Annotated in this window: 15 protein-coding genes; 5 read left to right on the forward strand and 10 right to left on the reverse strand. The window is 64.3% G+C overall.

Going from position 1 to position 16,723, the window contains the following annotated elements:
- Positions 1–116: 116 nt before the first annotated feature.
- From AAEQ75_RS00420 to AAEQ75_RS00430, 3 genes are all read right to left on the reverse strand, one after another.
- Complete coding sequence (locus tag AAEQ75_RS00420) at positions 117–1,676, reverse strand: FGGY-family carbohydrate kinase (protein WP_343350540.1); 1,560 nt, start codon at positions 1,674–1,676, stop codon at positions 117–119.
- Between the two features lie 118 nt (positions 1,677–1,794).
- Positions 1,795–3,375: a glycerol-3-phosphate dehydrogenase/oxidase gene (locus tag AAEQ75_RS00425; RefSeq protein ID WP_343350541.1), complete on the reverse strand. Its 1,581-nt coding sequence runs from the start codon at positions 3,373–3,375 to the stop codon at positions 1,795–1,797.
- A 2-nt stretch (positions 3,376–3,377) separates the two neighbouring features.
- Positions 3,378–4,973: an FAD-binding oxidoreductase gene (locus tag AAEQ75_RS00430; protein ID WP_343350542.1), complete on the reverse strand. Its 1,596-nt coding sequence runs from the start codon at positions 4,971–4,973 to the stop codon at positions 3,378–3,380.
- Between the two features lie 125 nt (positions 4,974–5,098).
- On the opposite strand from AAEQ75_RS00430, the gene AAEQ75_RS00435 reads away from it, so the two are divergent.
- On the forward strand, positions 5,099–6,133 hold the full coding sequence (locus tag AAEQ75_RS00435; protein WP_343352475.1) for an AraC family transcriptional regulator: 1,035 nt from the start codon (positions 5,099–5,101) through the stop codon (positions 6,131–6,133).
- 99 nt (positions 6,134–6,232) lie between these two features.
- Here AAEQ75_RS00435 and AAEQ75_RS00440 read toward each other — a convergent pair whose 3' ends face one another.
- Positions 6,233–7,354 carry a beta-ketoacyl-ACP synthase III gene (locus AAEQ75_RS00440; protein WP_343350543.1) on the reverse strand — a complete coding sequence of 374 codons (1,122 nt, stop codon included), beginning with the start codon at positions 7,352–7,354 and terminating at the stop codon, positions 6,233–6,235.
- Between the two features lie 237 nt (positions 7,355–7,591).
- Here AAEQ75_RS00440 and AAEQ75_RS00445 point away from each other — a divergent pair, with 237 nt between their 5' ends.
- On the forward strand, positions 7,592–9,202 hold the full coding sequence (locus AAEQ75_RS00445; protein WP_343350544.1) for an FMN-binding glutamate synthase family protein: 1,611 nt from the start codon (positions 7,592–7,594) through the stop codon (positions 9,200–9,202).
- Here the strand turns inward: AAEQ75_RS00445 and AAEQ75_RS00450 are convergent.
- Positions 9,199–10,236 carry an AAA family ATPase gene (locus tag AAEQ75_RS00450; RefSeq protein WP_343350545.1) on the reverse strand — a complete coding sequence of 346 codons (1,038 nt, stop codon included), beginning with the start codon at positions 10,234–10,236 and terminating at the stop codon, positions 9,199–9,201. The two genes, AAEQ75_RS00445 and AAEQ75_RS00450, sit on opposite strands and share 4 nt — an antisense overlap.
- Before the next feature lies 1 nt (position 10,237).
- A complete protein-coding gene (gene pnuC, locus AAEQ75_RS00455; protein WP_343350546.1) occupies positions 10,238–10,804 on the reverse strand; it encodes a nicotinamide riboside transporter PnuC in 567 nt (188 codons plus the stop codon).
- Between the two features lie 141 nt (positions 10,805–10,945).
- Between pnuC and AAEQ75_RS00460 the strand changes: the two genes are divergently transcribed.
- Positions 10,946–11,698, forward strand: a complete 753-nt coding sequence (locus AAEQ75_RS00460) for a tetratricopeptide repeat protein (RefSeq protein ID WP_343350547.1) — start codon at positions 10,946–10,948, stop codon at positions 11,696–11,698.
- A gap of 6 nt (positions 11,699–11,704) precedes the next feature.
- On the opposite strand, the gene AAEQ75_RS00465 is transcribed toward AAEQ75_RS00460, so the two are convergent.
- Both AAEQ75_RS00465 and AAEQ75_RS00470 read right to left on the reverse strand, forming a co-directional pair.
- Positions 11,705–12,988 (reverse strand): FAD-dependent oxidoreductase, encoded by a 1,284-nt coding sequence (locus tag AAEQ75_RS00465; RefSeq protein WP_343350549.1) that lies wholly within the window; start codon positions 12,986–12,988, stop codon positions 11,705–11,707.
- 83 nt (positions 12,989–13,071) lie between these two features.
- A complete protein-coding gene (locus AAEQ75_RS00470; protein ID WP_343350551.1) occupies positions 13,072–13,497 on the reverse strand; it encodes a 3-isopropylmalate dehydratase in 426 nt (141 codons plus the stop codon).
- A 184-nt stretch (positions 13,498–13,681) separates the two neighbouring features.
- Between AAEQ75_RS00470 and AAEQ75_RS00475 the strand changes: the two genes are divergently transcribed.
- The gene (locus AAEQ75_RS00475) at positions 13,682–13,948 is read left to right on the forward strand and encodes a DUF2790 domain-containing protein (RefSeq protein ID WP_343350553.1); all 267 of its coding nucleotides are present in this window, start codon (positions 13,682–13,684) and stop codon (positions 13,946–13,948) included.
- A gap of 53 nt (positions 13,949–14,001) precedes the next feature.
- Here AAEQ75_RS00475 and AAEQ75_RS00480 read toward each other — a convergent pair whose 3' ends face one another.
- Positions 14,002–14,439: an HIT family protein gene (locus AAEQ75_RS00480; protein ID WP_343350554.1), complete on the reverse strand. Its 438-nt coding sequence runs from the start codon at positions 14,437–14,439 to the stop codon at positions 14,002–14,004.
- Between the two features lie 176 nt (positions 14,440–14,615).
- Here AAEQ75_RS00480 and AAEQ75_RS00485 point away from each other — a divergent pair, with 176 nt between their 5' ends.
- A complete protein-coding gene (locus AAEQ75_RS00485; RefSeq protein ID WP_343350555.1) occupies positions 14,616–15,317 on the forward strand; it encodes a glutathione S-transferase N-terminal domain-containing protein in 702 nt (233 codons plus the stop codon).
- A gap of 53 nt (positions 15,318–15,370) precedes the next feature.
- Here the strand turns inward: AAEQ75_RS00485 and AAEQ75_RS00490 are convergent, their stop codons facing one another.
- Positions 15,371–16,681, reverse strand: a complete 1,311-nt coding sequence (locus AAEQ75_RS00490) for an NTP/NDP exchange transporter (RefSeq protein WP_343350556.1) — start codon at positions 16,679–16,681, stop codon at positions 15,371–15,373.
- Between the last annotated feature and the right edge of the window lie 42 nt (positions 16,682–16,723).

The raw sequence follows: 16,723 nt of genomic DNA on the forward strand, positions 1-16,723 counted from the left end.
GCATCCATGCAGTCGTCGCGAAGCAGTACGCCGCTGGATTTGTGTAACACCGAGGAGCGGCGGACTGTTCGCTTCGCTCCTGAGTACGCCCTACGTCCCTACGCCCACCGCATGCTCTACGCCGGATAACCGGTGATCTTGCGAATGCGCTGGTACAGTGGCTTGAGCTGTCGGTACATGCGCTGATAGACCTGCGCGTAGAGCTGCTGGTAAACGTGCTGGGCCTCCGGGTTCGGCTGGAACACCTGGCCAACGCGGGTCATGGCGGCGATGGCCGTCGGATAGTCCGCATGCAGCCCCAGACCCACCGCGCAGTTGATCGCAGCCCCCAGCCCGCTGGTTTCGTAGAGGTGCGGTCGCTCGGCCGGCAAGCCGAAGATATCGGCGGTCAGCTGCATCGCCGCATCGCTCTGCGAACCGCCACCGGAAACGCGCAGGCGCTCGATACGGGTGCCTGAACGTTTTTCGATACGTTCCTTGCCCTGACGCAGCGCATAGGCCAGGCCTTCGAGAATTGCACGGTAGATATGCGCGCGGGTGTGCACATCACCAAAACCGATGATCGAGCCCTTGGCTTCCAGCCCCGGCTCGCGGATGCCCGGCGTCCAGTACGGCTGCAGCATCAGGCCCATGGAACCGGGTGGCACGGCGTTGACCAGCTCGTCGAACAGCGCCTCGGGCGACACGCCCAGCGCCTCGGCACGCTGTATCTCGCGCAGGCCGAATTCGCGCTTGAACCAGCTGACCATCCAGAAACCGCGATAAATCATCACCTCGGTGTTGAAGTGATCCGGCAGCGCTGCCGGATAGGGCGGAATAAGGCGTACGGTTTCCAGATAGCGACTGCGCGTGGTGTTGATGGTCGCCGTGGTGCCATAGGACAGGCACGCCGTGCTGGGCTCCAGCGCACCGGAACCCAGCACCTCGCAGGCCTTGTCGGCGCCAGCAGCAATCAGCGGCAGGCCTTCCGGAATACCGGTATGGCGGCTGGCCTCGGCGCTGATCTGACCCAGTCGTGCCCCCGGCTTGAACAATTCAGGCAGTTGCTCACGGCGTACCTTCAGCGCTTGCCACTTCCAGTCACCGGACGCAGCCCAACGTAGGCGCTTGTAGTCGAACGGCAGGTAGGCCACGCAACTGCTGGTGGAATCGACGAAGCGGCCACACAGGCGATGAGTGAGAAAGCCCGAGAGCAACAGCACCTTGTGCGTGCGTGTCGCAATGTCCGGCTGATGCTGGGCGACCCAGTTGACCTCGGCCTGGCCACGGAAATGATCGACCGCCTCGTCGGCGCGCACCAGCTTGAATAGCCAGCCCCACAGGCCTTGGATACGTTCAGTCACCTCGGCACGGCGCTGATCGAGCCAGAGAATCGCTGGGCGCAGTGGCGCACCCTGCTCGTCGACATGAATGATGCTGCCGCGCTGGGTGGTAACGGCCACTCCCTTGATCAGGCTGCGGTCTATATCCACATGCTGCCACAGCAGGCGACAGGCCTCACCGAGGCTGGCCCAGTAGTACTCCGGATCCTGCTCGGCCCAGCCTGGCTGGCTGGAGAAATAGGGGTCGAGCTCGACCTTGCCCTTGGCCAGCAGGTTGCCCTGAGTATCGAACAGCAGCGCCCGCACGCTCTGGGTGCCGTTGTCGATGCTCAGCAGGTAGCTTGGTTCGCTCAAGGTGTGACCTCTGCTTGGAATGCACGGTATTGCTGTAGGAGCGAGCTCTGCTCGCGAACGGGGATGGCGCAAAAGCTTCGCGAGCAGAGCTCGCTCCTACGGAAAGTCGGCAGCGCCATCATGAAGTCACCGGCAGGCTGTAACAGCGCCGCCACAACGCCAGGTAATCCGTCTCTTCCTGCTGCCAGCGCGCATCGCTCCAGCCCAGGCGCGGCTGGCACAGCGCGCGGATGCGCGGCAGCTCGGCACGGCCACCTTCGGCCAGCAGCAGGCCCAGGCGCGTGCGGCGTAGCAGCAGATCGTCCAGATGCAGCACCAGCTCCCCTTCGGCAGCCCAAGCCAGTTCGGCCCACAAGGTATCGGTACCGGCGACGCAATCAGCGCCGATTTCGTCGATCAAACGCAGTACCTCACCCAGCTGACGACCATGACGCCCAGCCAGACGGCGTTGCTGCGCCGGGCTCAAGGTCGGCATCGGTGTCGGCGTATTCGCAGCGAAGACCGCGCCGCCTTGATCATCCACTGGCTTGCCAACGAAACCCGCGCAGGCACGCAGCACCTCGAGCGCCAGCAGGCGGAAGGTGGTCAGCTTGCCGCCGGCCAGCGTCACGCTGCCCGGCTCGATCCACAGCGCGTGCTCACGCTTTTCATCGGAGGGTTTCAGTACGCTGCCACCATCGCTCACCACCGGACGCACGCCCGCCCAGGTTGACAGCACGTCGGCGCGGCTCACCTGCGCAGCCGGGAACTGCTGGGCGCAGGCGGCCAGCAGGTAGTCGACCTCCTCGGTGCTGATGGCGGCTTCATGATCGAGCTCGTCAGCATGATCCAGATCGGTGGTGCCGATCACCGTCGCGCCCTCCCAGGGGAAGACAAATACCGGCCGGCCATCGGCCGTGTGCATAAAGCTGAAGGCATGCACCACCGGCAGACGCCAGCTCGGCAACAGCAGATGGCTACCGCGCAGCGGACGAATGCGACCATTGCCAGGCTGGCGCAAGCGATCGGCCCAGGCACCGGTGGCCTGGGCCACGGCGCGGCTGCGCAGACGGTATTGCTCGCCCGTTTCCACATCCTCGGCGAGCACGCCGACCACCTGCCCCGCTTCACGCAACAACTCGACCACACGCATGCCATTGAGCGCCTCGCCGCCTTCGGCACGCGCCTCGCCCAGCACGCGCTGCACCAGGCGGGCATCATCGGTCACCGCATCGAAGAAGCGCGTGCCACCGAGCAGGCCGTCCTCGCGAATGCCCGGCGCCAGGTAACGCAGCTGCTGCAGCGGATAGAACAGGTGATTGCGCTTGCCGGCCAGGGCGTCGTACAGGCTGAGCAGGCCGCCAAAGACCTTCGGCCCGGGAAAACCGCCGCGGTAATGCGGCATGACGAAGCTGAGCGGCTCCACCAGCCCCGGCGCCTCGCCGAGCAGGCGCTGGCGCTCGCGCACCGAGTCGCGAGTCAGCCCCAGTTGGCCCTTGGCGACATAACGCAGGCCACCGTGCACCATCTTCGACGAGCGACTGGAGGTGCCCCAGGCAAAGTCGCGCTGCTCCAGCAACAGGCAGCGCCAGCCACGCCTCGTCGCCTCACGGAAGATGCCGGCGCCGCAGATGCCGCCGCCGATCACCAGCAGATCCCAGTCGCGCGCGGCCAGCTCAGGCAGCGCGTGCGTGCGCCAGGTGGCGTTCCAGGGTTCCATGCTCAGTCCTGCAGCAACACGCCAGGCGCCAGGCGCTGGTCGGGGTCGAAATGCGTGGCCAGGCTGCGCAGCGTGGCCATGCCCAGCTCGCCCTTCTCTGCTGCCAAGTAAGGAGCGTGGTCGCGACCGACACCGTGCTGGTGGCTGATGGTGCCGCGATTCTCGGCGATAGTGCGGCTGGCCGCTGCTTTCAAGCGCTGCCAGCGCGCCATGGCCTCGGCGTAGTCACTGCCGGGGCGGAACACGTAGGTGGTGTAGATGCTAGAACCTTCGCCGTAGACGTGCGACAGGTGGGTGAACACGTGCACCCGCTCGCCCTCACCGGTCAGCTCGTCACGCAGACTGGCCTCGACCTTGTTCAGCAGGCTGTCGACGTTGGACCAGTCGGTGGCGGTTTCCAGGGTGTCCACCAGGTAGCCGCGCTCCCAAAGACCATGACGCAGATAAGGGAATCGGAAGCGGTTCTGCTCCCACTTCTTGCCCAGCAGGGTGCCGGTGAACACGCCTCCAAAACCTTTCAGCAGGCGCCGCGCCTGTTTCAGCGAGGCGGCGTTCTGCACCCGGCTGCCGGTGACGCCGAAGGTGAGCATGCACTTGCCGTCGCGGGCGCCTCGCAGGGCCAGGTATTTTTCCAGCAAGGCAATCTGCTGCGGGTGGCCGGCCAGGGCCAACTGAGTACGGGTTTCGATGGCGTTGGACAGGCGCAGCATGGACAGCGGCACGCGCGCCTGGGCCAGGCTGCGAATGGCGCTCAGCGCCTGCTGCCAGTTGGGCAGGAACACCGCGTAGAAACGCTCCTGCTCGGCCAGGCGACTGATGCGCACGCGCACTTCGGAGATCACCCCGAAGCGCCCTTCCGAGCCCATCACCAGCTCGCGCAGATCGGGCCCGGCGGCCGACGCCGGGAAGGTTGGAATCTCCAGGGTGCCGGCAAAGGTTTCCAGCTTGCCGCCAGCGAACAATTGCTCGATGCGCCCGTAGCGCAGCGACTGCTGGCCGCTGGAGCGGCTGGCGACCCAGCCACCGAGGGTCGACAGTTCCCAGGACTGCGGAAAGTGGCCCAGCGTGTAGCCGCGTGCGCGCAGCTGGCTTTCTACCTGCGGGCCATTGGCGCCAGGGCCGAAGGTGGCGATCAGGCTGTCCTCATCGATATCCAGCAGGCGCGTCATGCGCTCCAGCGACAGGGTCAGCACCGGGCGCTGGCCGGCCTGCGGGTTGATGTGCCCGGCCACCGAGGTGCCGCCGCCGTAGGGGATCAGGGTGACGTCATGCTGTTGCGCCCAGGCCAGCAGCTCGCGGATCTGCTCGGCGCTTTCCGGGCAGGCGACGCCATCGGGAAACAGGCCGAAGTCACCGGAGCGCATCGCCAGCCAGTCCGGCAGGCTCTGGCCACGGGCGTGGCGCACGCGCACTTCGGCGTCCTGACAGATCAGTGGATGCGGCGCCAGGCGCGAGGCTGGTACACGCGCCAGCACATCCTGCAGGCTGGCGTCGGCCAGACGCTGGCCCGACCCGACCAGCTCGGCGAGAAAGGCCTCGCCATGGGCCGGCAGTTCCACTTCGGTCGCTTCGTCACCCCATCCGTTCCAGCGTCGCATCGCATCCCCCATTCCGATCAGCACTTATGGCTGCCTATACTAGCCAGCCGCCGATTTCCGTCACTGTCGAATCGGGACAGGCGCTATCGCCAATCAAGACAGGCATCGCAGAACAAGAAGAATCCATGGAAAACCTCGGCTATACCTCGGTTCCCGCCCTGCTCAAGTACCTGCGTCAGGCCGAACAGCTCGGCCTGGACATAGACCGCGCCCTGTCCGCTGCCGGGATTGCCACGCAGGACCTGGCCGACAACGGCAAGCGCATGCCGAGCGAAGTGCATGAGCGCCTGCTGGCGCATCTGATCGAGGTGTCCGGCGATCCCCTGTTCGGCCTGCACTCGGCGCGTTTCGTCCAGCCCGGCTCGTGGAGCGTGCTTGGTTACATCGCCATGAACTGCGCCACCCTGGGCGAGGCCATGGGCCGCATCGTGCCCTACGAAAAGCTGGTGGGCGACATGGGCACCAGCCGTATCGAGGCGGCCGAGGATCACGTACGACTAATCTGGAGCTGCCGTCATCAGGCACCGGACGTGCGCCGCCACATGGTCGAGAACGTGCTCGCCTCCTGGCTGCTGTACGCCCGCTGGATCGCCGACTCCGAGCATTCGCCGCGTGAAGTGTGGTTCGAGCATACGCAACCGGCAGGCACCGACCTGACTGAATACCAGCAGCTTTTCGGCTGCCCGGTGCGGTTCGAACAGCCCTGCAACGCCCTGCTGGTGCCGCTGGACTACCTCGGCGTGCCGCTGCGCCAGGCCGACGCCAACCTGCTGCGCACCCTGGAAGAACATGCCCTGACCCTGATAGCAGGGCTGGATGACGACGAGCCGCTGCCGCGCCGGGTAAAGAATGCCCTGCGCCTGCTGCTCAAGGACGGCCTGCCGCGCAAGGAACGTGTGGCGGAAAAGTTCGACATGACCGTGCGCACCCTGCAGCGCCACCTGCAGCAGGCCGGCACCAGTTACCAGCAGATACTCGACGAGCTGCGCCAGGAGCTGGCCGAGCACTACCTGCTACGCAGCGACCTGGCGATCCAGGACATCGCCTGCTACCTCGGTTTCACCGAGTCACGCTCGTTCCACCGCAGTTTCAAGGGCTGGACCGGGCAGACGCCGGGTGAATTTCGCGAGAGCCGACGCCGCGAGGGGGTACTTGGTTAGTTCGCCCTCACAGGTGCCCATCTTGTGGGCGAAAACCCAACCGAGCTGCAGAGCACGGAGCCAAGCGCTCCGTGCACCGGCGCTACGCTGCACGTGAACTCAACGCTTGCGCAAAATCACACTGCCGATCGAATAACCGGCACCAAAGGAGCTTAGAACACCCAGGCTACCCGCCGGCAGGTCATCCTGATTCTTGTGCAGGGCGATCACCGAGCCGGCCGAGCTGGTGTTGGCGTAGGTGTCGAGGATCACCGGTGCCTCGTGCGGCTCGGCGTCGCGGCCGAGCAGCTTGCGCGCGATCAGCAGGTTCATGTTGAGGTTGGCCTGGTGCAGCCAGAAGCGCTTGACGTCGCTGACGTTGAGCTGGTTTTCCGCCAGGTGTGCGGCGATCAGCTCGGCGACCATCGGGCAGACGTCCTTGAACACCTTGCGGCCTTCCTGCACGAACAGCTTGTCGCGGGCGCCCACGCCCTCTTCCGCGGCGCGGTTGAGGAAGCCGAAGTTGTTGCGGATGTTGTTGGAGAACTGGGTCAGCAGCTTGGTGCTGACCACGTCGAACTGATGCTCGGAGGTAGCCAGGTCGGCACGTTCGATGATCACTGCGGTGGCGGCGTCGCCGAAGATGAAGTGGCTGTCGCGGTCGCGGAAGTTGAGGTGACCGGTGCAGATTTCCGGGTTGACCATAAGGATGGCGCGGGCCTGGCCGGTCTGAATCGCGGTGGTCGCAGCCTGGATGCCGAAGGTGGCCGAAGAGCAGGCCACGTTCATGTCGTAGCCCCAGCCGTTGATGCCCAGCGCGGCCTGCACTTCGATGGCCACCGCCGGGTAGGCGCGCTGCAAGTTCGAGCATGCGACGATCACCCCATCGATATCGGCGACGGTCTTGCCGGCGCGCTGCAGCGCTTCCTTGGCGGCGCCCACAGCCATTTCGCAGAGGATGCCCCACTCGTCGTTGGAACGTTCGGGAATGCTCGGCACCATGCGCTGCGGGTCGAGAATGCCGGCCTTGTCGATGACGAAGCGGCTCTTGATGCCCGACGCCTTCTCGATGAAGCCGCTGCTGGACTCGCTCAGCGCCTCCACCTCACCGCGGGCGATGGCCTCGGCATTATCGGCGTTGAACTGCTGCACATAAGCATTGAAGGATGCCACCAGCTCGTCGTTGGAAATGCTGTTGGCCGGGGTATAGAGGCCGGTACCACTGATGACGACGTTATGCACGCTCATTCCTCTTCTCGGCCGCTGGCGGCCTCAGGCAGTAGGCCGGCGACAATGGCGCCAGCCGAAAATCGGGGGACTAGGGCCAAGCTCTTGCGACGGTTGGCTCCGGGCCACTGAGTGTGCCACAGGGCGATGGGGTTCGTCCTTAGCCCTTGAGAGTGTCTAGGCGGACAGAACATGACCCAATATAGCTGCTTGGTCTAAAGTCTTATCTCGATCTACGTACCTGGAGCTTGAATGAACCTTTCTCTGCTCAGCCGCTATGCATTTTTTGCGTTCTGCGTGCTGTTCACCCTGGCCAGCCTGCCCTTCCTCGCTCATGAATGGATATGGCCGTTCACTCTGCTCGGCGGCGTGCTCAGCCTGATCGGTATCGGCGATCTGTTGCAGACCCACCATGCGGTACGGCGCAATTACCCGATCCTGGGCAACATTCGCTATCTGGTCGAAGGCATTCGCCCGGAGATTCGCCAATACCTGCTCGAAGGTGACGCTGAGCAACTGCCCTTCTCCCGCGCGCAGCGCTCGCTGGTGTATTCCCGCGCCAAGAACGAAGGCGCTGACAAACCCTTCGGCACCTTGAGTGATGTGTACCAGAACGGTTTCGAGTTCATCAGCCACTCCATGCGCCCGGCGCCGCTGACCGATCCGTGCAGCTTTCGCGTGGAGATCGGCGGGCCGCAATGCAGCCAGCCGTACTCGGCCTCCCTGTTCAACATCTCGGCGATGAGTTTCGGCTCGCTCAGCGCCAATGCGATTCGCGCCCTCAACGAAGGAGCGAAACTCGGCGAGTTCTACCATGACACCGGCGAGGGCAGCATCAGCCCCTACCACCGCGAGCACGGCGGCGATCTGGTCTGGGAACTGGGCAGCGGCTACTTCGGCTGCCGCACCTCGGACGGCCGCTTCGACCCCGAGCGATTCGCCACTCAGGCCGCCAGCCCGCAGGTGAAGATGATCGAGATCAAGCTCAGCCAGGGCGCCAAGCCGGGCCACGGTGGCATCCTGCCCAAGCACAAGATCACCGAAGAGATCGCCAACACCCGCGGCATTTCCATGGGCGAGGATTGCGTCTCGCCGTCGCGCCACAGCGCCTTTTCCACTCCGGTCGAGCTGCTGCAGTTCATCGCGCAATTGCGTGAGCTGTCGGGCGGCAAGCCGGTCGGCTTCAAATTCTGCCTGGGCCACCCGTGGGAGTTCATGGGCATCGTCAAGGCCATGCTGGAGACGGGTATCCTGCCTGACTTCATCGTCGTCGACGGCAAGGAAGGCGGCACCGGTGCGGCGCCACTGGAGTTCACCGATCACCTGGGCGTGCCGCTGCGCGAGGGGCTGCTGTTCGTGCACAACACCCTGGTCGGCAGCAACCTGCGCGACAAGATCAAGCTCGGCGCCAGCGGCAAGATCGTCAGCGCCTTCGATATCGCCCGCGTGCTGGCCATCGGCGCCGACTGGGCCAACTCGGCGCGCGGCTTCATGTTCGCCATCGGCTGCATCCAGAGCCAAAGCTGCCACACCAACAAGTGCCCTACCGGCGTGGCCACCCAGGACCCGCTGCGCCAGCGCGCTCTGGTGGTCGAGGACAAGGCCCAGCGCGTCTACAACTTCCACCGCAACACGCTCAAGGCACTGGCCGAAATGCTCGCCGCCGCCGGCCTCGATCACCCGGCACAGATCGATGCCAAGCATCTGGTGCAGCGCCTGTCGGCGACCGAGATCAAATTGTTCGCCCAGCAGCATGTGTTCCTCGCACCGGGGGAACTGCTCAGCGGTGAGATCAGCGGCGAGTTCTACCAGCGCATGTGGCAGATGGCCCGCGCCGACAGCTTCGAGCCGGCGCCGGCTTAAAACCGGCGACGGGTCAGATAACTCCGCACCTGAGCGACACGCTGCTGTAGCGAGCCGCTCAGGCGAGTAAAACCCCAGCCGCGCCTCAGCAGTTCCTGCTCGTACCACTGGTTCTGCCGGCGGCGAAAGGTCTCGTCCTGGCGGGTGCCGTCCTGCACGAAGGGGAAGTCATCGGCGCACAGGAACAGGTGGTGATAACGCCGCTCGGCCAACTGTTCCAGCTCGGTCTCGGCCCGGCCGAACAGCTCGCGACAGTAGAACAGCGTGGTCAGCGGCGTGGTGTCGCAAACCAGGTAGCGCCGGCACTGCCCGGCCAACGCCTGCTCACGTGCGGCCTGGGTACGGCCGATGCGCAGCAGATCGTCATAGGCGAGCACACCGCCCTGCTCTTCCCAGAGTTCGCGGCCATATTCCGCGGCGTGACGCGTACCCAAGGCCTCGGCCAATGCCAGGGCGAGGCTGCTCTTGCCGGTGGACTCGCCACCGAGCAAGGCGATGCGCTCGATGAAATCGCCATATACCTGCGGCGCCAGGTAGTGGCGCAAGCCATGGATATCGGCGCGCAGACGCGTCCCGGAGACCGGCACCTGGATACGCGCACGGTCGATCTCAACATGTTCCACCGGCCGCTGGAAACGCGCCGCCAGGTGCGCAGCGAAACCGTCGCCATAGGCCTCGCTGGTGAACACTGCATCCACCGGCTGGCCCAGCACGGCGATGCAGAACGCGGCGACGAATTCGCGCTGCGCGGCATCCGCCTCGGACTCGTGGGGCAGATCCAGCAGCCTCAGACCTGCCTGCCGTTGGGCAGTCACCCATTCGGGCGTCACCACCCAGCTGCGCAGTTCGGGAAAGCGCAGCCGCAACCAGTTCGCCCGCCGTTCAGGCTCACAACCTGCCAGTTCGGGGCGCGCCCAACTGAGCAGTACCACTTGCTCGCACTGGGCCTGAGCCTGCTGGATCAGCCATTCATGACCCAGATGCAACGGCGCGAACTTGCCCACCACCAGGCCGACGGCGAATCGCTTGCTCATGTCAGGCCATCTCAGCCTTCAGTTCCCGGCGCCAGCGATACAGGCCATACCAGGCATTGCACCAGAACAGCAGGTAGATGAAGGCGGTCAGGTACAGCTCACGCGAGGCGAACAACGGCACCGCGAGGGTGTTGACCAGCAGCCAGCCGTACCAGGTTTCCAGCTTGCGGCGCATCAGCAGTAGCTGCGCCAGTACGCTGAAGGTCAGCACCAGCGAGTCGATGAAGGGCGCGTAGGCGTCGGTAAAATGATGCAGCAAGGCGCCGTATGCGCCCGCCACGGCCACCGCGAGCAGCAGCGCAAGACCCTGTCCGGTCGCGCTTGCACGGCTGATCGGCAGCGCCTCGCCCTGGCGACCGCGCCGCCAGCTCCACCAACCCAGCAGGCTGGTGGCGATGAAGAAGATCTGCAAGGTGACATCGGCATACAGCTGCACGCTGAAGAACAGCCAGCCGAACAGCACACAGCCGACCAGGCCAACGGCCCAGGTGTGCACCGAATTGCGCGCAGCCAGCACGACCGAAACCAGATAAAAAAGGTTGGCGAAAATCTCCAGCGACGACGGCATGCACGCATCCTTATGAACATGGAATCAGCCGCGCAGCCTACCACGTGACGCACGCCACAGCCGTGCATGCGTCACCTGACAACGGGGCCTATCCATGCTCTGATAAGCCTCCCCTCGCACTCCAAAGGACTGGATCGCCCCATGCCTCTGCTCGCTCTGCTGGTCATCGCCTGCCAAGTCACCTGCGGCCTCCACGTGGTGCGCAGTGGCCAGGAACGCTACTGGCTGTACCTGATCATCGCCCTGCCCGGCCTCGGCTGCCTAATCTACTTTCTCGGTATCATGCTGCCGGATCTGCTCGGTAGTCGACGCGGCCGGCAGACACTCAACCGCCTGCACGACAGCATCGACCCGCAGCGCCATCTGCGCGCGTTGCGCGACGAATTGGAGATTCGCGACACCCGCGATACTCGCGTCAACCTGGCCGATGAGCTGCTGCGCATGGGCCACGCCGAAGAAGCGGCCACGCACTACCAGACAGCCCTGCGCGGTATCCACAGCGACGCCCCGGACATCCTCCTCGGGCTGGCCAGAGCACGTTTTGCCCAGGGCGACTTCGCCGGTTGCCAGGCAAGTCTCGATCAGCTGATCGCCCACAATCCGGACTTTCGTTCCACCGACGGCCACCAGCTGTATGCCCGCGCGCTGGAAGGCCAGGGCAACGACCTCAAGGCCGAAGAGGAATACTGCGCCCTCGGCAGCTACTGCGCCAGCCCCGAAGCCAATTACCGCTATGCCCTGCTGCTGCAGCGACTGGGACGTCAGCGCGAGGCCATCGAACTGCTGCAGCAGATCCAGACTCACGCCCGCCGCTCCGCCCGGCATTATCGAGTGCTACACAAGGAGTGGCTGGACCTGAGCCAGAAGGCGCTGCTCGAGCTGCAGCGCGGCTGAGCAGCCTTACTCCCAGGCCTCCCGCTCGCCCGTCCAGACATGCAACTCGCGCTTCTGCGCCCCCGACCATAGCCAGCCGCCGCGCGCACCGACCAAGGTGCTGACGGCATGCTGGCGGCCGAAGCGGTTGTGCCGAGCCAACAGCAGGGCGATATCACGCAACACCGCCAGTGTGTTGCTGTTGGACTGGAACAGCGGCGTCAGCAAGCGGCTGGCCTGACGGTAGTAGCGCAGGTGATCACGGCGCGTATCACCGTAGCGAGTGAAGATGGCGTTCCAGTCGAGCGCGCGCTGATGCTGGTCACCGGCATTGCCGAGCGCATCGGCCAGTGCAGCCGCATCGACCAAGGCCATATTGGCGCCCTGCCCCAATTGCGGGCTCATGGCGTGGGCGCAATCACCGATGGCCAGCACACGACCATCGTTCCAGCGTTGCATGCGCACGTCCGCATAGGCCGCCAGGGTCAATTGTGCGGGGTCATCGATCTGCTGCAGATAGGCCTCCGAAGCCTCGCCGGCGAGGTTGCGCACGCGGGTTTTCCAGGCCTGCAGGCCGCTCTTGCGCCACGCTTCATGTTCACTGAGCGGCAGGCTCCAGAACAGGCTGGTCAACGACTTCTCACGGGCTTGATGGGTACAGCCGGTCGGCATCAGCCCGAACATTTCCCGGCAGCCGCGATACCACTGACGCAGCTCGCCGGATTCAGTCGCCGCTGAGGTCGGCAACATGCTCCACAGCGCACCCCACGGATAGGGCCGCGACCACTGCCGCACCTGCATCTGCGCTCGCAGGGTCGAACGCGTGCCATCGGCCAGAATCAGTGCGGCGAAATCGCCGAGGGGTTGTTCACTACCATCCGCTTGCTCCTGCAGCAGGCGAACATGGCCGCTGGCCTGCTCGAAGCGGCTCACCACCACGCCGGTTTCCACCTGCACACCGGCACGCTGCGCGGCCTTGAGCAACGCCGTCATCAACACGCCGCGGTGAATACCAAGGCCGAAACTGCCTGGCTGCCAGTCGTGATAACGAGTGTCGAGGATTACCCGCCCCTGGCAACTGGTGCCGTACAGGCGGCTGACCGGAGCCCCTAGTGCGGTGCATTCGGCGAGCAGTCCCAGGCGTTGCAGTACAGCCAGACCGGAAGGCTGCAAAAGGATACCGGCGCCCACCGGCTGCAGTTGCTCGACCCGCTCCAGCACGCGCACCGCATAACCCTGGCGGGCGAGGAATATCGCCGTGGCGAGACCCGCGGTACCCGCCCCTACGATGGCTATCGGCAATCCATTCACGTCCATGCTCCCTGTTTTGATGCAGGGAATACTAACCGCCTGGCGTCACTCTCGATATGACCGCTCGCACAGCGGCAAAGCGGTCAGGGCTTGTCCGGGTGAATATCGAAGCCGCCCTTGTTCTGGCTGACGATGCGCAGGTGCTGGGTTTCCCCGGCTTTCACCGGCACCGCCACTTCGCGCAGCAAGCGGCCCATGCCGCACAGGGTGTCATCCATGCGATCCGGCGTGATGCCGACCACGCGCGTGCCTGGCGGCACCTGGAAGGCTGCGACCTCGCCGACGCCGATGCGCGCTGCGACCTTGCGATCCACTTCGATGGCCACGTAGCAGCCGCCCCCCATCATCCCAAAATCGCGGTTGACCACGATCTGCGCGCCGTTCGCCTGCGCCTCCTGAAACGCCAGCAGGCGATCTTCCGGTACCGGTTTGACGTTCTCGGGGTCACCCCGATATGACGAACAACCGGCCAACAGCAACAGCGGTAGAGCGATGAGGATCGAACGCATGAAGCCCTCCATGGGCAGATAAGTGCTGCCTGAGTATTGGGGTTGACGAGCCGGCGGGCAAGGTATCGATAACATCGATGCCCAATAGCAAAAGCATCGATTTCTGTAATGATCGGCGCAATGTTTTCATCTCTCCCGACCCGGCGCCAACCTTTCCAGGCGCCACAGATCGGAGATACGCAAGATGAAATTCGCCGCCTTCAACGCCACCCTCCTCGCCGTTCTGGCCCCCTTGGCCATCGCCAGCGAGAAAGCACCTGCCACTCCCAAGGTCGAAGTGCAGGAATACCAGTACGGCATGCAGCTGGACATCGACACCGTCCTGCAGCGCACCGACAACAGCCGCAAGAGCGGTGTCGTGCCCAGCGTCATGGTCTACCGTGACAGCAAGGGCGAAGTGCACGCCGTGCGTTTCGTGGAGTGGGGCGGCCTGAGCAACCAGAACGGCTAAACCACAGGTTGCCTGATGCCCCGTCCGAGTCACTCGTCCGGGGCAGTGCCGTTTCAGCCTTGCAGGCGCTTGACCAGTCGTGCCTGCAGCGCTTCTAGCTCGGCCGGATCGGCCTTGTTGGCCGCGTGAATACCCAGCCCCTCGCCCTCGAAGCGCGGAATCACGTGCATGTGGATATGGAACACCGTCTGCCCGGCAGGCGCGCCGTTGAACTGCGCGATTTGCACACCAGCCGGCTGCAACTCATCGACAACGGCCTGGGTGACCTTCTTCACCACGGCCATGACCTTGGCCAGGCTGGCGTCGTCGATTTCCAGGATATTGCGCGCGGCCGCGCGTTTGGGAATAACCAGACTGTGGCCCTTGGATTGCGGGAACAGATCGAGGAACGCCAGTACATCATCGTCCTCGTAGAGTTTGTAGCAAGGCAGGTCGCCACGAATGATCTGGGCGAAGATGTTCTGGGAATCGTAAGTACCGTGCAGGCTCATGCCGATGGGCTCCGTGCCGGGTGGATGAAAACCCGCACCATACCGCCTCGTTCACGTACAGGGAACCGGGCAGGATTGCTCGAGTCGATGACTACTAGCAGGCGCATCGAGTTCCTTCACTGCCGCCACTCGTGTTTTGATCGCCGTTCCCAAGGCCAACTGGATATGGAAACCACATGACCGACCTCAGCCTATTCCACATCACCCGCAAATGGCCTGCCCAGCATCCCGAGCACCTGCAGCTGTATTCGCTGCCCACGCCCAACGGCGTCAAGGTCTCGATCATGCTGGAAGAAATCGGCCTGCCCTATGAGGCGCACCTGGTCAGCTTCGACAGCAATGACCAGTTCAGCCCCGAGTTTCTCTCCCTGGCGCCGAACAACAAGATTCCCGCGATTCTCGACCCCGACGGGCCGAATGGCCATCCGCTGCCGCTGTTCGAGTCCGGCGCGATTCTGATCTACCTGGCGGAAAAGACCGGCAAGCTGCTACCGCAGGATGCCGCTGCACGTTACGAGACGATTCAATGGCTGATGTGGCAGATGGGCGGCCTGGGGCCGATGTTTGGCCAGCTCGGTTTCTTCGTCAAATTCGCCGGCAGCCATTTTGAAGACAAGCGTCCACGTGACCGTTACGCCGCTGAATCGGCACGCCTGCTGGGCGTACTCGACCAACACCTGCAAGGCCGTGACTGGATCGCTGGCGAATACAGCATCGCCGACATCGCCGTATTCCCCTGGATTCGCACCCTGGCGGATTTCTACCAGGCCGGTGATCTGGTGCAACTCGAGCGCTTCACCAACGTGCGCCGCGTGCTCGATGCCTTCCTCGCCCGCCCGGCGGTGCAGCGCGGCCTGAACATCCCCGCACGAGGCTGATGCAGTTGTGGGAGTCGGCCGCCGACTCCCACATCGTTTCTCTCGCACTTGCCTTAGGTAGTTGCAGCCACCTTTTTCTCGGCACTGCGCTGATCGGCCTGCCCGCCCAGATACCAACCCAGCAGTCCCCACAGCGCCGCACTGGCAGCCCCCACCAACGCCACCAGCCAGGCGCCCTGGGCCAGCATGTCCAGCAGGCTCTTGAGCCAACCACTCATGGCGTCGCCCGCGCGATAGATCACGGTGTCGATGAAGTTTTTCGCCTTGTACTTGCTCTCGGCATCCAGCGGCGCGAAGAGCATCTCCCGCCCAGGCCGCACGAAGGCATATTCACCGATACGCCGGACGATCATCAGCGCCGCCAGCATGGCGAAGCTCGGCATCAACGCCAGGCCGATGAAACCGACACACACCATTAGCGGCACACAGGCCAACAACACTCGCACGCCCATACGCCGCGCGATACGCCCGGTGATGAACAGCTGGGCAATCAATGCGCCAGCCTGCACCACGAAGTCGATCACGCCGAATACGCGAACCTGCGCCGCACGATCCGGGAACAGCTCGGCCACCAGACGTGCCTGCTCGAAGTAGAGAAAGGTGCTGGCCGTGGCCAGAAGAATCACGAAGCCGGCGATGCCCAGCAAATAGGGCGAAGCCAGTACTCGGGTCAACCCGCTGAACGGATTGCCCGGCACGGGCCGGCGTGGGCTCTCGGCCTGAACCGCACCGGCACGCCCCGCACCACCCTGCTCTCGCCAGCGCATCAGCACCTGCTTGAGCGTCAGCGCGACAGCCAGCAATACAGCGGCCAGCAGAATCAACCCGGCCTGACCAAGCGTGCCGATCAACAGCGTACTGAGTGCGGGTCCTGCCAATCCGCCGACACTGGCTCCCGCTGCGATGAAAGCGAACAACCGCTTGGCCTGTTCGCTGTCGAATACATCCGCCATCAGGCTCCAGGCCACCGACACGACGAACAGGTTGTAGACCGAGATCCACACGTAAAAGCTACGCGCCAGCCATACACTTTCATCAGCGCTGAAAAACAACAGGGCGAACAGCACGAGGTTCAGGGTGAAGAAACCGTACACCCAGTCGATGAAATGAATCCGCGGCACCCGCGAACTGAGCCAGGCGAACAAGGGCACCGCGATCAGCATCACCACGAAGGTGGCGGTGAACAACCATTGCAGGTTCTCCACGCCGGAGACGATGCCCATCGCCTCGCGGATCGGTCGCAGCATGAAGTAGCCCGAGAACAGGCAAAAGAACAGGGCAAAACCGGCCAGCGCCGGCCACAACTCGTTGCGCTGCGCGTTGATGGCCACGGCCACGCGCTGCGCCATCGTTGACAATGACATGGGAAATTCCTCGAACGGGCGCGCCAGCACGGCGCGCCGGCA

The sequence above is a fragment of the Pseudomonas sediminis genome (assembly GCF_039555755.1).
GTDB classification, from domain to species: domain Bacteria; phylum Pseudomonadota; class Gammaproteobacteria; order Pseudomonadales; family Pseudomonadaceae; genus Aquipseudomonas; species Aquipseudomonas mendocina_D.

Excerpts from the sequence above, each read along its gene's own strand:
- AAEQ75_RS00460 (WP_343350547.1), top strand. The coding sequence starts at position 10,946 with ATGCCTCTGCTCGCTCTGCTGGTCATCGCCTGCCAAGTCACCTGCGGC.
- pnuC (WP_343350546.1), bottom strand. The coding sequence starts at position 10,804 with ATGCCGTCGTCGCTGGAGATTTTCGCCAACCTTTTTTATCTGGTTTCG.
- AAEQ75_RS00470 (WP_343350551.1), bottom strand. The coding sequence starts at position 13,497 with ATGCGTTCGATCCTCATCGCTCTACCGCTGTTGCTGTTGGCCGGTTGT.
- AAEQ75_RS00435 (WP_343352475.1), top strand. The coding sequence starts at position 5,099 with ATGGAAAACCTCGGCTATACCTCGGTTCCCGCCCTGCTCAAGTACCTG.
- AAEQ75_RS00475 (WP_343350553.1), top strand. The coding sequence starts at position 13,682 with ATGAAATTCGCCGCCTTCAACGCCACCCTCCTCGCCGTTCTGGCCCCC.
- AAEQ75_RS00430 (WP_343350542.1), bottom strand. The coding sequence starts at position 4,973 with ATGCGACGCTGGAACGGATGGGGTGACGAAGCGACCGAAGTGGAACTG.
- AAEQ75_RS00485 (WP_343350555.1), top strand. The coding sequence starts at position 14,616 with ATGACCGACCTCAGCCTATTCCACATCACCCGCAAATGGCCTGCCCAG.
- AAEQ75_RS00450 (WP_343350545.1), bottom strand. The coding sequence starts at position 10,236 with ATGAGCAAGCGATTCGCCGTCGGCCTGGTGGTGGGCAAGTTCGCGCCG.
- AAEQ75_RS00490 (WP_343350556.1), bottom strand. The coding sequence starts at position 16,681 with ATGTCATTGTCAACGATGGCGCAGCGCGTGGCCGTGGCCATCAACGCG.
- AAEQ75_RS00445 (WP_343350544.1), top strand. The coding sequence starts at position 7,592 with ATGAACCTTTCTCTGCTCAGCCGCTATGCATTTTTTGCGTTCTGCGTG.
- AAEQ75_RS00425 (WP_343350541.1), bottom strand. The coding sequence starts at position 3,375 with ATGGAACCCTGGAACGCCACCTGGCGCACGCACGCGCTGCCTGAGCTG.
- AAEQ75_RS00480 (WP_343350554.1), bottom strand. The coding sequence starts at position 14,439 with ATGAGCCTGCACGGTACTTACGATTCCCAGAACATCTTCGCCCAGATC.